Source organism: Alcanivorax sp. 24, assembly GCF_004360225.1.
GTDB lineage: Bacteria > Pseudomonadota > Gammaproteobacteria > Pseudomonadales > Alcanivoracaceae > Alloalcanivorax > Alloalcanivorax xiamenensis.
Map to the genome: position 1 here is coordinate 23735 of NZ_SNUA01000013.1, position 14127 is coordinate 37861.

Annotated in this window: 16 protein-coding genes; 11 read left to right on the forward strand and 5 right to left on the reverse strand. The window is 58.4% G+C overall.

The annotated features are described in order from the left end of the window. The first annotated feature begins 35 nt into the window (after positions 1–35). The gene (locus tag E0L37_RS16175; protein ID WP_133492742.1) at positions 36–1118 is read left to right on the forward strand and encodes a phosphatase PAP2 family protein; all 1083 of its coding nucleotides are present in this window, start codon (positions 36–38) and stop codon (positions 1116–1118) included. Positions 1119–1185: 67 nt separating this feature from the next. Here the strand turns inward: E0L37_RS16175 and E0L37_RS16180 are convergent, their stop codons facing one another. Together E0L37_RS16180 and E0L37_RS16185 are read right to left on the reverse strand one after the other, a co-directional pair. Then, positions 1186–1554 (reverse strand): type II toxin-antitoxin system PemK/MazF family toxin, encoded by a 369-nt coding sequence (locus tag E0L37_RS16180; protein ID WP_133492743.1) that lies wholly within the window; start codon positions 1552–1554, stop codon positions 1186–1188. Then, the gene (locus E0L37_RS16185) at positions 1554–1829 is read right to left on the reverse strand and encodes a hypothetical protein (RefSeq protein ID WP_205655637.1); all 276 of its coding nucleotides are present in this window, start codon (positions 1827–1829) and stop codon (positions 1554–1556) included. The genes E0L37_RS16180 and E0L37_RS16185 overlap by 1 nt, the downstream gene beginning before the upstream one ends. 209 nt (positions 1830–2038) lie before the next feature. Here E0L37_RS16185 and E0L37_RS16190 point away from each other — a divergent pair, with 209 nt between their 5' ends. Together E0L37_RS16190 and E0L37_RS21935 are read left to right on the forward strand one after the other, a co-directional pair. Then, positions 2039–2299 (forward strand): AbrB/MazE/SpoVT family DNA-binding domain-containing protein, encoded by a 261-nt coding sequence (locus tag E0L37_RS16190; protein WP_133492744.1) that lies wholly within the window; start codon positions 2039–2041, stop codon positions 2297–2299. Next, positions 2299–2652 (forward strand): type II toxin-antitoxin system PemK/MazF family toxin, encoded by a 354-nt coding sequence (locus E0L37_RS21935; RefSeq protein ID WP_133492822.1) that lies wholly within the window; start codon positions 2299–2301, stop codon positions 2650–2652. The genes E0L37_RS16190 and E0L37_RS21935 overlap by 1 nt, the downstream gene beginning before the upstream one ends. A 49-nt stretch (positions 2653–2701) precedes the next feature. Here E0L37_RS21935 and E0L37_RS16200 read toward each other — a convergent pair whose 3' ends face one another. Further along, a complete protein-coding gene (locus E0L37_RS16200) occupies positions 2702–3475 on the reverse strand; it encodes an IclR family transcriptional regulator C-terminal domain-containing protein (protein WP_133492745.1) in 774 nt (257 codons plus the stop codon). Between the two features lie 168 nt (positions 3476–3643). Between E0L37_RS16200 and E0L37_RS16205 the strand changes: the two genes are divergently transcribed. The 7 genes from E0L37_RS16205 (at position 3644) to E0L37_RS16235 (ending at position 9652) form a co-directional block, all read left to right on the forward strand. Beyond that, positions 3644–4765: a C4-dicarboxylate TRAP transporter substrate-binding protein gene (locus E0L37_RS16205; protein ID WP_133492746.1), complete on the forward strand. Its 1122-nt coding sequence runs from the start codon at positions 3644–3646 to the stop codon at positions 4763–4765. A 205-nt stretch (positions 4766–4970) separates the two neighbouring features. Then, positions 4971–6158, forward strand: coding sequence for a CaiB/BaiF CoA-transferase family protein (locus tag E0L37_RS16210; protein ID WP_133492747.1), 1188 nt, complete (start codon positions 4971–4973; stop codon positions 6156–6158). 20 nt (positions 6159–6178) lie between these two features. Further along, positions 6179–7177, forward strand: a complete 999-nt coding sequence (locus E0L37_RS16215) for an NADPH:quinone oxidoreductase family protein (RefSeq protein WP_133492748.1) — start codon at positions 6179–6181, stop codon at positions 7175–7177. Positions 7178–7186: 9 nt separating this feature from the next. Further along, complete coding sequence (locus tag E0L37_RS16220; protein WP_051414264.1) at positions 7187–7687, forward strand: TRAP transporter small permease; 501 nt, start codon at positions 7187–7189, stop codon at positions 7685–7687. Continuing rightward, a complete protein-coding gene (locus tag E0L37_RS16225; RefSeq protein WP_133492749.1) occupies positions 7684–8991 on the forward strand; it encodes a TRAP transporter large permease in 1308 nt (435 codons plus the stop codon). The genes E0L37_RS16220 and E0L37_RS16225 overlap by 4 nt, the downstream gene beginning before the upstream one ends. 74 nt (positions 8992–9065) lie before the next feature. After that, on the forward strand, positions 9066–9275 hold the full coding sequence (locus tag E0L37_RS16230; RefSeq protein ID WP_080530188.1) for a type II toxin-antitoxin system VapB family antitoxin: 210 nt from the start codon (positions 9066–9068) through the stop codon (positions 9273–9275). Further along, on the forward strand, positions 9272–9652 hold the full coding sequence (locus tag E0L37_RS16235; RefSeq protein WP_133492750.1) for a type II toxin-antitoxin system VapC family toxin: 381 nt from the start codon (positions 9272–9274) through the stop codon (positions 9650–9652). The genes E0L37_RS16230 and E0L37_RS16235 overlap by 4 nt, the downstream gene beginning before the upstream one ends. Before the next feature lie 99 nt (positions 9653–9751). Here E0L37_RS16235 and E0L37_RS16240 read toward each other — a convergent pair whose 3' ends face one another. Together E0L37_RS16240 and E0L37_RS16245 are read right to left on the reverse strand one after the other, a co-directional pair. After that, entirely contained in the window at positions 9752–10954 is a 1203-nt protein-coding gene (locus E0L37_RS16240) for a fatty acid desaturase (RefSeq protein WP_133492751.1), read from the reverse strand. A gap of 72 nt (positions 10955–11026) precedes the next feature. Further along, positions 11027–13036 carry a hydantoinase/oxoprolinase family protein gene (locus E0L37_RS16245; RefSeq protein WP_166643086.1) on the reverse strand — a complete coding sequence of 670 codons (2010 nt, stop codon included), beginning with the start codon at positions 13034–13036 and terminating at the stop codon, positions 11027–11029. A gap of 206 nt (positions 13037–13242) precedes the next feature. Here E0L37_RS16245 and mutM point away from each other — a divergent pair, with 206 nt between their 5' ends. Continuing rightward, a complete protein-coding gene (gene mutM, locus E0L37_RS16250; RefSeq protein WP_133492752.1) occupies positions 13243–14052 on the forward strand; it encodes a bifunctional DNA-formamidopyrimidine glycosylase/DNA-(apurinic or apyrimidinic site) lyase in 810 nt (269 codons plus the stop codon). The last annotated feature ends 75 nt before the right edge of the window (positions 14053–14127 follow it).

A 14127-nucleotide genomic window follows, 5' to 3' on the forward strand; every position in this document is an offset into this window, starting at 1 on the left:
TTCTAACTCATCAAGATGCTTTTGGGTGTGCATTGATGTCAGTCATTGTGAGATCCTTGAAAGAGGTGTGGGAGGCTGATGCTGAAGTGATCTCCCTATTGGTTGGAATAATTCTTTTATTCTACTGTTCGGCCGTTTTTCTGGGACAATCAGAGCACTTTTCGATATTGATTTACCCAAAAGTAACAGTGGTGTCTGTTCTTCTATTTTTGATAGCTCTTTTTTTGGTTTCGTCCTGTTTTGTATTGCTCTTTGTGCGACCAAATAAGCCCATATCTTATATGGCTGAAAAGACAATTGGTATTGTAAGGACTGTTGGTTGGTTGCGTGCCGCTATTTTAATGATTCTCTTTTCCTTCTTTTTTTCGGCATTTTCGTCTTTTAAGTCACTTATTCCTTTAATTCACCCATATCAGGTGGATCCTGATTTGCATAAACTGGATATTATTCTGCATGGTGGGAAGCTGCCTTGGGTTTGGTTTCAGCCATTTATAGAGGCTGTTGAGGGAAGCTTGGTGATAAATGTATTTTATAATTTTTGGTTTATTTTGGTTGTTAATGTTCTTTTTTGGTTTGTTTGGGATGGCAGAGATCCTTTTTTAAGGAAGAGATATCTTCTTTCATATCTATTGTGTTGGTTTTTTAATGGGGCATTTCTGGCAGTTTTGTTTTCATCCGCTGGACCTGCTTTCTTTGCGAAACTTTATCCAACACTCGAGGATCCTTATAGGAGCCTTTTGGATTATTTGAGAACAGCGAATGGAGGGGAGGCTGTATGGGCGCTAGGGATACAGGAGCATCTGTGGAACTTGTATAAGGCCGGAGGGGCTGGAGTGGGGTCGGGTATATCGGCTATGCCTAGTATGCATGTTTCTATGGCATGGCTAATATTTCTTCTCGCTTGTCAAGTTCGCCGTTGGTTAGCTGCGGTGGCATTTATCTATGTTCTTCTAATTATGCTGGGATCAGTTCATTTGGCTTGGCACTATCTTTCAGATGGGTATGTGGCAATTATTATGACTTCATTAGTTTGGTTCCTGGTTGGGGTTTGGTGCAGAAAAAAAGAGGTAAATCATGCGATGGAAAATGCTTCGGCGGAAAGTGCTACTGGATATTAATTTACTCTAGCCTGTTGCCAGGTTTGGGGTCAAGTCTTGCCCTTTGCCTACAGCCCGAGCCTTGTTGTCACTCAACGAATTTCTCGATCACTGAGTCCGCACCGATCAGCGGTATGACCCGTACCAGCGCCTGCTCCAAAACGCCGTCTTCGGCTTGGGTAATAAATTTGGCTTTCCGGTCTTTCCAGGACAGCGTTTGAATCAGGCTCGCGGCGACGACGGACGGCTGATCAAGATTGGCCACCGGGACCTCCGTCGTGCCGCCCCGGATGCTGGTGCTGATGGGGCAGCAGATAAGCAGTCCGGTTTGTTGGTTGTACCCCTTTGATGACAGCACCAGGGCGGGGTGACATTTGCCAATCTCCTTGCCTTTGGTCGGCTCGAAATCCAGCCAGACAATGTCGTTGCGTTCCGGGGTATACGTTTTCTTCGGCATTACTCCCCCAATTCACTGCCTGAAGGTGAGGCCAACTCGTCAGCGTGGGCGGTATGGGCGTCGAGACTTGTAATCAGGTCTGCCTCACTGAAGGGCAATTTGACTCGCCCGGAGGACTTTTCCGCAGCCTCAATGACAATACGGCCCTCTTCCACCCGGATCCTGATCGGGCTGGCGATGCTTAAGTGCGCCTGGGCCAGAATACGGCTGGTCAGCCGTACGGCCGCGCTGTTACCCCACTGTTTGATCTCGCTTTGCGTGATGTCATTTTGCATGGCGAGTGCCTCTTCCTGTTTTGACGATGTAGATACGTTGGTATAAACATTAGCTCTCCGGAAAGGTTGTGTCAACATTTGTATCTACTCGAGTGTCGAGGTCAAGTCTCGCCTGAGGATTCATGAATACGAAAAGTATATCCAGTGTAGACACTTTCCGGGTGGCATTGTAGTATATCCAATATAGACACTTTTAGGAGGGCCGTATCATGCCCGTGACCAAGACTATCTCCCGTTGGGGGAATGCGCAGGCGTTGCGGATTCCGAGTGCAATCCTGCAGCAACTGGGGCTGCATGAATCCAGTCAGGTCTCCCTCTCCGTTGAAGGGGGGAAACTGGTGATCACCCCGATTAAACCGGAAGCGGAATCATTGGATGCTTTGTTGGATGGCACTTCCCCCGAGCAATTTCGGGTGGAGGAAGATGAGGTTTGGCTCGATGCTGAGCCGGTAGGAAGAGAGATCCTTTGATGGTGGAATTGACGAAGAAGCAAAAGCCTTATATTCCGGAGCGCGGTGATGTTGTGATGTGTGATTTTAACCCGGTGGCTGGGCATGAGCAGGCTCATCATCGACCTGCTCTCGTCCTCAGTCCGAGGGTTTTCAACAAGCGAACCGGCATGGCCATACTGGCACCAATTACCAGTACGGTTAGAGGGCATGGTCTGGAGGTATCACTGGAGTCTTCTCACACCAAAGGAGTTGCTTTGATACATCAAATAAGATCGATCGATTACGTGGCTCGGGCGGTTGTGTATCGAGGGCAAGCTTCCAATGCCGTTATCACCGAGGCCTGCAATAAGGCTTCACTTCTGTTCAGATAGCTGGACTTACTTTAATTCCAGGTTTAACGGTGGCTTTCCTGTTACCACCCTACCGCAACTCCCCATTAATCTTCTCAGCCGTCTTCTGAAGCTCAGGCAATAACCGCTCAATCATACCCTCCTCGTTGGCCTTACTCGGCGCCAAAGTGAGGTTGATAGCGGCGATGGTTTTGTTTTCCCGATTCTTGATCGGCACGGAGATGCCGAACATGCCTTCCTCCAGTTCCCGGTCAACGATGGACCAGCCCTTGGCGCCGTCTTCCTGAATCGCTCGTTTGAGTTTCGCTTTGTCGGTGATGGTGAAGCGGGTGTAGGGGGTGAGCTCCAGGTTGCTGAGGTAGTGGTCGAGTTCTTCGGGGGACAAGTCGGCCAGTTGGATCCGTCCCAGGGAGACCACGTGCGCGGGCAGGGTGCTGCCCACGTTGAGGGTGCTTTTGAGCAGTTTACGGGTGGGGACCCGCATCACGTAGTAGATGTCAGAACCGTCCAGCACCGCGATGGAGCAGGATTCCTGAACGCTTTGCACCAGTTCCTCCATGTAACTCTGGGCGAAGGACCAGATCTCCATTGAGGAGAGGTAGGAGAAACCCAGGTTCAGCATGCGGGGAGTGAGCCAGAACTGCTTGCCGTCGGTGTTGGCGTAGCCCAGGGCGGTGAGGGTATGCAGCAGGCGTCTGGCACTGGCCCGGGAGATGTCGGCCCGCCGGGCGACATCGGACAGGGACTGCCTGGCGGCGCCTTCTCCGAAAGTGGTGATCACCTTCAAACCCCGCATGAATCCGCTGACCAGCAGGGACTCAGCCTTCTCTTTGTGTGCCGCCATCGGTACCACTCCGTCCAGGGACGTTTTGACATTAACGAAAGTTTCGTCTTATCTTACTGGTGTTCTTTTAGAGAACACTATGTACGAATAGCGAACAATAATCAAGATGGGGTTGCAACACAACCCCCGAACTCGGAGAAAGCTCCACGAGAGCTTGGAGAGAGTCTCATGGCTAACAACAACAGCAATCGATTGATATCCGCGTTGCTCGGTGGCCTGGTCGCCGTGGCTTCCCTGGTGCCGGCATTGGCTTTTGCGCGTGATCTGACTTACGGCAGTTATCTGCCGCCTCACCATCCCACCAGTGAGGGGATCACCACCTTCATGGCGGCGGCGAAGACGCGGTCCGATGGCGAGGTGTCTTTCAAGTTCTTTCCTTCCGGGGCGGCGGCCTCGGGCAAGGAGATGCTGTCGGCGGTGAGCGACGGCATGATCGACGGCGGTTTCCTGGTGACCGTTTATTTCCCTACGTCCATGCCGGCGAACATGGTCATCAGCGATCTGTCGTTCTGGGACCGGGACTCGCTGGCTGCGTCCGCCGCGTCGGTGGACACCATTCTCAACGACTGTCCGCAATGCCTTGAGGAGTACAAGGAGCAGGGCGTGCGCTTCCTCGCCAGTTACGCCACGCCGCCTTACCAGGCCATGTGCAAGGACCGGTTCGATGATGGCTTCGAGGCCGAAGGCAAACGCATGCGTGTGGCCGGTGAAGAGATCGGTCGTTGGGTGTCGGGTATCGAGGGTATTCCGGTCAACATTCCCAATAGCGAATCCTACGAGGCCATGGAACGCAGCCAGTTGGACTGTGTCATCGGTGCCACCAGCTGGTTGAAATCCTTGTCGCTGATGGAAGTGGCCAACAGCGTCGTCGAGTTGCCCATGGGGGCTTTTCTGGGCGGTTCGTTGCTGAATGTGCGTGAGGCTGTCTGGGAGGATCTGGACGATAAAGGGCGCCAGGCCTTGATTGATGCGGCGCCGGTAGGGCTCGCGCGTACCTTGTACGCGTATCAGAAGGAAGAGCAGGACGTACGAAAGCTGGCGCGGGAACAGAACATTCACTTCGTTGAAGTATCCGATGCGCTCAAGCAACGTCGTGAGGCTTTCATGCAATCCCAGATTGAGCAATCGGCCCGGAATGCGGCCAAGCGTGGTGTCGAGCATCCGGAAAAGATCGTCGAGAGTTTCATCAACAATCTGGAGAAGTGGGAAGGGCTGCTCGAAGGTAAGGAACTCACCGAGCAGCAGTACGCCGACCTGTTGAAGACCGAAATCTACGACAAGGCGTTTTGATGGACCGTGCCGGTTCAGGGCTCTGGAGGTGGCTACAAAGCCACTGTAGGAGCTTGCCTGCAAGCGAACTCCTGGAACGGGAGATGATTCGCTGCCAAGGCAGCTCCCCACAGCGGCTCCGTGGTTTCCCTTTGTGGGAAGCTGCCTTGGCAGCGAATGGCGTGCTAGCGCGCCGGTTTCTTCTCACTTCACAGGTTATTGATTGATGAATACCGCTACAACGCAGTTCAAGCCGTTTGACGGGGTCCGGGTCCTGGATATGAGCCAGGGGCTGGCCGGGCCTTACGCGGCGCAGATGCTTCTGATGATGGGCGCCACGGTGGTGAAGGTGGAACCGCCTCAAGGCGACTGGGGCCGGGTAATGGGGCTGGCGCGCGGTGGGCACAGCGCTCTGAGTGTGATCGCCAACTGGGGCAAGAAAGGCATCTGTGTGGATGCCCGTAACGAACAGGGCCGGGAGGTCATCAAACGCCTGGTCGGCTGCTCGGACGTGGTGATGGAAAGCTTCCGGCCCGGTGTGATGGAAAAGCTCGGGTTGGGGTACGACGTCCTGAAGTCCATGAATCCCGCCATTGTACTGGGCTCCATTTCCGGTTTCGGCCGCACCGGTCCCCACGCGTCGCGCGCGGGCTCGGACAGCATCCTCCAGGCGGCCACGGGCATGGCGGCGATGAACGGCACGGACGAAGGTGAGCCCCGGCGGGTCGGCATGCTGGCGGTGGACATGATTACCGGTTTGTACGCCGGTTACGCCTTGTCCGCGGCGATTCACGAGCAGCGGGCCACCGGTGTTGGCCGACATCTGGATTTGTCTCTGCTTGGTGCCTCAATGGCTTTTCAGGCTATGCCCATGGTGGAGTCCTTTCTGCAGGGTGGTGAAAAAAGAAAACCGGTGACGGTGCCCTCGGGCAACTTCGACGCCGCCGATGGCCAGCTTTCGGTAGTGTGTTTACGCAATGAGATGTTCCACGCCCTGGCAAAGGCGCTCGGCCATGAAGAATGGACAACAGACCCGCGTTTTGCCGATAACGAGGCGCGCCAGCGTAACGTGGATACCTTGCATGATCTTCTGGCGGGCATCTTCCCGACACAATCCCGGGAATACTGGATCAACCGGCTCAATCAGGCGGGCGTGCTTTGCGGGCCGGTGAACAGCTACTCGTCGTTGCGTGAGGATGCCCAGGTGGAGGCCCTGCGTTTGTTGGCGGATGTGGATCATCCGGACTTCGGCGCTTTTCCTTTCCCGGCGTTTCCGGGGGCGCAGAGGGCGGCGGACGAGTTGCCGCCGGCGCCGGCTTTGGGGCAACACACCGTGGATGCCCTGCGAGGCGCGGGCTTCGCCGAGGCGGAGATCCACAACTTGCTGTCATCCGGTGCCTGCATGCAGGCGTGACAAAGAATAAGGAGCAGGTGATGCGAGCAGTGCTTTGTGACCGGTTCGGGTCTTATCAGGACCTGGTGTTATCCGAGGTGCCGAGTCCGGCGTTGGCGGAGGGCAGCGTGCGTATCGCCGTGCACTTCGCCAGCGTCAGTTACGCCATCTCCCTGATGGTGGCGGGGACCTATCAGCGCAAAATGACGCCGCCTTTTGTTCCCGGCACGGAAGTCTCCGGTGTTATTACCGATTGCGGCCCCGGCGTTAACGACCTGAAAGTAGGGGATCGGGTAGCGGCCATTGTCGATTGCGGCGCCTTTGCTGAAGAGGTGGTGATCGACCGGGCCACTGTATACCCGGTTCCGGAGTCGGTGCCGTTGGAACAGGCGGTGGCCTTGCCCTTGTCGTTCGGCACCGCGACCACGGCGCTGAAACGGGCCGGCGAACTGGCCGATAAAACCGTTTTGGTCACTGGTGCGGGCGGGGCTCTTGGGCAGGCCGCCGTGCAGGTGGCGTCCCTGCTTGGTGCCCGGGTGATCGCCATGGCCAGTTCGCCAGAGAAGCTGGACGCGGCAATGAAGGTGGGCGCCTCGGAAGGGATCGATTATTCCACCGGGGATGTGGTGAAGAAGGTTAAATCCCTGACGGAAGGCCGGGGCGCCGATGTGGTGTTCGATCCGGTGGGTGGCGAGGTGTTCGCGTCGCTGATTCGGGCCACGGCGGTGGAAGGCACCATTTTGTCCCTGGGTTTTGCCAGCGGCAAGATACCCGCCGCGCCGGTGAATCTGTTGTTGGTGAAGAACATCGGTTTATTGGGAGTGAATTTTTCCGAGTACGTGGGTTGGGGAAAAGAAGACCGGCGTCATCAATTTTCCGATGAAATCCAGTCGATGATGCGCTGGCTGTTCCAGTCCGCGGCGGAAGGAAAAATAAGGCTCGCCACGCCCGAGCTGTTCCGTTTCGAGCAGGTGACGGAGGCCATCGACCAGGTGGTTCAGCGCCGTGCCGTGGGCAAGGTGGCGTTACGTATTCGATGAGGTTGGGTTATGAACCGGCTAATAAAAAAGACAAAGAATCTGGCCACCAATGTGGTCGGCGCGATGATCGTTTTGATGATGGTGCACGTTACCGCCGAAGTGCTGCTGAGGCTGCTGTTCGGCATGCACATTCCCGGAACCATGGAGGTCGTTGCTTACTACTACATGGTGGCGGCGGTCTTCATCGGTATTTTCATCTGCGTCGTTGAGGACAGTCACATCCGGGTGGATGTGCTGGTTCAGCATTTCAGCAAGCGTATGCGATCCGCCACGGACATCTTCGGGCTGCTGGTAATGACGCTGTACTTCGCTCTGTTCTCCTACGGTTTGTACCTGCAGGCGGTTAAAAGCTGGGGGCGCCGGGAAGGGGTGGACGCGGTGTTTTTTGAACTGTCGATCTGGCCGTCCCGTTGGATTGCCTGGGCGGGCGTTTTCATGGCCGCCCTGGCGGCGGTGTATCTTCTGATCCGTTTGTTGCGCGGAAAGTCCCGGCGGGAGGTTTCGTCATGAGCGCGGTGCAGATCGGGTTCGCTTGTATCGCCTTACTGCTGGTGCTGTTGGCACTGCGTGTGCCGATCGGGGTGTCACTTGGGGTGAGTGCCTTTACCGGGCTGCTCTCCCTCCGTGGCCTGGATGCGGCGTTCGCCTTGATGGGCTCCACCACGTTTCAGTTCATCGCCCATTGGTCGTTGACCGCCATTCCCATGTTTATCCTGATGGGCGCGATTGCCTTCCATACCGGTTTGACGCGAACCTTGTTCGATGCCGGCAAGGCCTGGCTGGGTTTCCTGCCGGGCGGGTTGGCGATCGCCACCAATGTTTCCAGTGCCGGTTTTGCCGCCGCCAGTGGTTCCAGTGTGGCGATGGCCGGTGCCATGTCCCGTCTTGCCGTACCGGAAATGCTGAGGGCCCGGTACGATCCTGGCCTGGCCACGGGGGTGGTGGCGGCGTCTGGAACGCTGGGAGCCTTTATCCCTCCGAGTATTCCTTTTGTGCTTTATGCGGTTTTCATGGAGGCGTCCGTCGGACAGTTGCTGATGGCGGGGATTATCCCTGGCCTGCTGACCATGCTGGCCTATGCGGTATTGATCATCACCCGAGTGAAGCTGAATCCGGACCTGGCGCCGGGTACGGCGCAGGCCTACTCCACCCGGGACCGTTGGGTATTGTTGCTCAAGTCCTGGCCGCTGCCAGTGATCGTCGCCGGTGTGGTCGGCGGGCTTTATACCGGAACGGTGACGGCCACCGAGGCAGGCGCTTTTGGTGCCTTCGTGGCGATCGTGGCCGCCTTGCTCCAGGGTTCCTTCAGCTGGACGGCGATGCAGCAGGCGGTGTCGGAAACCGTCACCAGCACCGCGTCGATTTTTCTCATTGCCATCGGCGCGGTGTTGTTCAGTCGTATGCTCACGCTCAGCCAGATTCCCATGAACATTGGTGTCTGGGTGGAAGATTACGCAGTGGCGCTGTGGATGTTCTTGCTGGCGGTCACGGTGTTCTACATCGTTCTGGGTATGTTCCTGGATCCGATCGGCTTGATGCTGGTGACCCTGCCGGTGCTGGCGCCTTTCGTCATCGCGTTTGATATCGACGTGATCTGGTTTGGCGTGCTGGTGGTGAAGTTCATCGAGATCGGTTTGCTGACACCGCCAATAGGATTGAACCTGTTCGTGGTCAGTGCCGGGGTGGGCGACAAGGTGCCGTTCGGTCAGGTGGTGCGAGGCACGGTGTGGTTCCTGGCCGCGGAAGCGGTGGTGCTGATTCTGCTGATGACGTTTCCGACGTTATCCCTGCTGTTGCCTTCGCTGATGTACTAACCAGGATGGTGCCATATTGACGAGATGATGAATTTGATGCACTGTGGCATCAATAATGATGACCGAGCGTCGATATGCGTACCACAATCACGATTGACGATGCCCTCTACGAGCAGGCATTGGAGCTGGCTGAAGCAGGCTTGGATAAACCCGCGGATATTCTTCGGGAGGCCATCAAAACCTATGTTCGGGTCCAAGCCGCGCGCCGCCTGGCCGCTTTGGGAGGAGCCTCACCTGATATGGAGGATATCCCGCGGCGGCGTGAGGAGCCGTTCCAGGAATGAGCGTTTTGGTGGATACCTCGGTATGGGTGGCGCACTTCAGAGAAAAAAATGAGGCGCTGATCAACCTGATGGAAATGGACCGTGCCTTGGTGCATCCCATGGTCTTGGGCGAGCTTGCCTGTGGGACTCCGCCTGAGCCTCGGCAACGAACTTTGGACTACATAGGTCTATTGCGGCCGAGTAATCAGGCCAGCCTTAAGGAGGTCATGACGTTCGTTGAGCAAGAAAGCTTATACGGTCGAGGTTGTGGTTTGGTGGATATGATGTTGCTCGCTTCAACCCTCATCACTCCCGAAGGGAGGCTTTGGACGTTGGATAAACGCTTGGCCGGATTGGCGGATGAATTTGACGTGGCGTACCAGCCGCATATGCATTAGGTACAGCGTTGGGGGGGATTCGCGAGCAAGCTCGCTTCCCACAGCGGCTTCGTAGTTCTCTCTGTGGGAAGCGAGCTTGCTCGCGAATAGCTTTACTGATCAGGCCCGGGCCGGTTGCGGCTGGTAGCCTTTCAGCGCGGTGACGAAATCCTGCAGAGCGTGAATGCCGGACTCCTCGGCTTCACGGCACCATTGTTTCAGCGCATCCAGCATCTCCGCGGAATTGCGGCTGGTCTGGCTCCAGATTTCCTGCAGACGCAGGCGGTATTCGTAGATAGTGGCCAGCGTGTGATTGTGCTCGGTCAGCCGTTCCAGACGTTGCTGATGACGCGGTTTGAAGAAACGCTGGTCGCGGTACAACAGGGCCCGGGCGCGGCGGTAGAAACCGCGAGTGGCTTCGCAGGCGCGGGCTTGCTCCTGCTGGAATACCGGTTTGATTACCGTGCGGCGGTAGTGAGCCATCACCTGGAAACGGTGTTGCACCAGGGCTCGCACGGTGTCCAGATCGATGCTCGGGCGAGTGGGGTTCAGTACCGGTTTCGGCGCCAGTTTTTTCACTTTGGCCAGGCCCAGCATTTCGAACAGGCGGATCCAGGCCCAGCCCATATCGAACTCGAATCGGCGCACCGACAGCTTGGCGGAGCTGGGGTAGGTGTGGTGATTGTTATGCAGCTCTTCGCCGCCAATCAGAATACCCCACGGCAGAATGTTGCGTGAGGCGTCCTTGCATTCGAAGTTGCGGTAGCCCCAGTAGTGGCCGATGCCGTTGATCACGCCAGCGGCGAACAGCGGAATCCACATCATCTGCACCGCCCAGATGGTTACCCCGGCGAAGCCGAACAACAGAATGTTGGTCAGTGCCATCAGCACGATACCGAGCATGGGGAAGCGGCTGTAGACGTTGCGTTCCATCCAGTCGTCCGGGCAGCCGGCGCCGTATTTGTCCAGGGTTTCCTGGTTCAGCGCTTCGGCCTGGTAGAGCTCCGCCCCTTCGCGCAGTACTTTGCGGATGCCAAGTACCTGCGGGCTGTGCGGGTCTTCCTCACTATCGCAGTGGGCGTGATGCTTGCGATGAATGGCGGTCCAGGCGCGGGTGTTCATGCCCGTGGTCAACCACAGCCAGAAACGGAAGAAATGTTTCAACACCGGATTCAATTCCAGCGCGCGGTGGGCGGAATAGCGGTGCAGATAAACAGTGACGCTGACAATGGTCACATGGGTCAGGGCCAGGGTGATCAGCACCAGGCTCCAGGGGCCCAGAGCCAGGAGGCCCTCGGACAGAAACATCAGGATGGTGTTCATAATAATCCGGCTTGCGGCGGTAGTAGTCCGTTAGAAAGCGAATGTCGCCGATTCGTTCCTTGAGCCTCGACGTTATAAACGGGTAAGCAATAAATGGGCCGATGGATGCACCCGGGCCTGCCAATCAGCTTCTATATAGATGGTGCCTACCGGTTCGAAGATCAATGCGGGGCCGTAGATTACCTGATCGGCTCCCAATTCGTCCCGCCGGTATACAGGAATTTTGGTTTTGTTTCCTTCTTCGTTTTGGGCGGCTTTCTTACCATCCACGGAGCGGTAAACCGGAGCCTCCCAGGCTGGCAAGCCCTCGCCCCGTGGCGCCTGGCCGGGTGAGGGCGGTCGCGCCTCGGCCAGGCACCGGACCCGAAGATTCACCCGTCGTACCGGTAAGGACAGTCGGTGGCCATAACGTTGCTCGTGCAGATCATGGAAGGCGGCTTCGCTTTGCGCGGGATTCTCTCCCTGCCAGGGCAGGGTCAATACGGAGGACTGGCCCTGATAGCACAGGTCCAGGCCGGTTTCGGTGCGGATCCTGTCGGCGTCGATGCCTTCCGCCTCCAGTTCCGCCCGGGCCTGGCGCTCCAGTTGCCGAGCCAGAGTCAGAATATGCGCGGCCTCGGCATCCGCCGGCAGCGCCTGGATGCGTTCACGCTGGCGCGGCGCGTAGACCAGCCCCTCCGCCGACAGCACGCCGGCGCGTACTGGCACCACCGCCTGGTGCATGCCGAGGTTGGCGGCCAGGGCGCACACGTGCAGGCCACCGGCACCACCGAAACTCACCAGTGTGAAGTCCCGCGGGTCAAAGCCCTTCTGGATCGAGATCACCCGCAGAGCCTGGCTCATATGCTCGTTGGCCAGATCAATGATGCCTTGCGCGGCCTGGGGCACCGGCATGCCGAGTCGTTTCGCCACGCGGGCAACGGCGTCGTGGGCTTGGGCCGGATCGAGACGCAGGTTGCCGCCCAGGGCAAATTCCGGCTGCAGTCGGCCCAGCACCAGATTGGCGTCGGTGACCGTGGCCCGGGTGCCGCCCTGGCCGTAACAGGCCGGACCGGGGCTGGCGCCGGCGGATTCCGGGCCCACGTGCAGCAGGCCGGCGTCATCCACTTGGGCCAGGGAGCCGCCACCGGCACCAATGGTGTGCATGTCGACCATGGGCACCGCCACCGGATAAGGGCCGATACGGCCCTGGCGGGTCAGGCGGATGTCGCCATCCAGCAGCGCCACGTCGGTGGAGGTGCCGCCCATATCGAAGGTCATCAGATGATCGCGGCCCAGCGCCTGGCCCAGGCGACGGGCCGCGTTGAGGCCGCCGGCGGGGCCGGAGAGCAGCAGATTCACCGCCCGTTCGGCGGCTTGATCGGCGGCGATGGTGCCGCCGTTGGATTGCATGATGGTCAACGGTGCCGGCTTGGTGTGCTGTTTCAGCCGTGCCAGATAGTCCGCCATGCGGGGGGAAAGCCAGGCGTTCAGCCAGGTGGCCATGCCGCGCTCGTACTCGCCGCGGGTCGGCAGGATGTCGCTGGACAGGCTCACCGGGTAGCCGGCTTGCCGGAGTGCCTCGCCGAGCCGCTGCTCCGTATCGGGGGCCAGATAGCTGAACAGCAGGTTCACCGCCACGGATTCCGGATCATGGCGGCGAACCGCCTCCACCGTTTGCCGGATCATCTCTTCCGTCAGCGGGAGCAGAGTGTTCCCCTGGGCATCCAGGCGGGTATCGGCGCCGATCACCGGGGTATCGTGCAGTGCGGTATGGGTTGGCAGCGGCCGCAGATTATATAGCTCCGGCCGGTTCTGGCGGCCGATGAGGAGCAGATCCTCAATGCCAGAGTTAGTAATTACTACCGTTCTGGCGCCTTTGTTTTCAAGGGCGGCGTTGGTGGCCACGGTGCTGCCGTGGACGATGACCAACTCCCCCCGGCTGAGGGCTCCGGAGAGCCCCATATCCTCGATGCCCCGCAGGATGGCCTGCTCCGGAGCCGCCGGCGTGGACAGGACTTTATGGATGCGCGGCTGTTCGCCGCCCAGCAGGACGAAATCCGTGAAAGTGCCGCCGGTGTCCACGCCTAGCCAGTACCGCATCGTTGCTCCGCCAGTGTTAAAGCCATTCACCGCCTGCGCAAGGACGGCGCCGCGGGTATCATAACCGTCCTGGGCGAGGGCTGCCCATTAGCCGCTGCTTTCGCGAGCAAGCTCGCTTCCCACAGGGGGCTACGGAGCTGCTGTGGGAAGCGAGCTTGCTCGCGAATACGCCCGACAACTCCCATTTACCTTCCAAGGAGCCGTAAATGCCCGAATTGCCCGAAGTGGAAACCACGCGGCGGGGGATTGAGCCTCATTTGACCGGGCGCCGTCTGCGGTCGGTGACAGTGCGCGAGCCCCGATTGCGCTGGCCGGTGGACGAGCGGGTAGCGGCTTTGCGGGATCGGCCGGTGCTCGCGGTGCGGCGGCGCGCCAAATACTTGCTGCTGGATCTGGACGGCCTGCATCTGGGCATGCACCTGGGCATGTCCGGAACGCTGCGAGTGGTGCCGGAAGACGCACCGCCGCGCAAGCACGATCATGTGGATCTGGTGCTCGATTCCGGGCAGTTATTGCGCTTCAACGATCCCCGCCGGTTCGGCGCGGTGCTTTATCTGCCGGACCTGGAGCAACACCCTTTGTTCACCGGCCTGGGCCCGGAACCGCTGGATGCCGCCTTCACCGGAGACTGGCTGCACCGGCGCAGCCGTGGCCGCAAGGCATCGGTGAAGACGTTCATCATGGACAACGCCACGGTGGTGGGCGTTGGCAACATTTACGCGCAAGAAAGCCTGTTCTTGGCGGGAATTCACCCTTCCCGGCCAGCGGGGCGCATCAGCCTGGCTCGTTACCGCCTTCTGGCGGAGGCTATCCGGGAAGTCCTGGCACGGGCCATCGAGGCCGGGGGCACCACCTTGCGGGACTTCACCCGGGTCGACGGTCAGCCCGGGTACTTTGCCCAGGAATTGCGAGTCTATGGCCGCGCGGGAGAGCCTTGCCGGCAGTGCGGAACGCCGCTGCGGGGCGGGCGCCACGGCCAGCGCAGTACGGTGCACTGTCCCCGTTGTCAGCGCTGAGGCGGGTTCAACCGTTTTCTCAAGTCAGTGTGATATCGTATTGTCTGAATAGGGATAAAGGTTTAGATTGTGAAC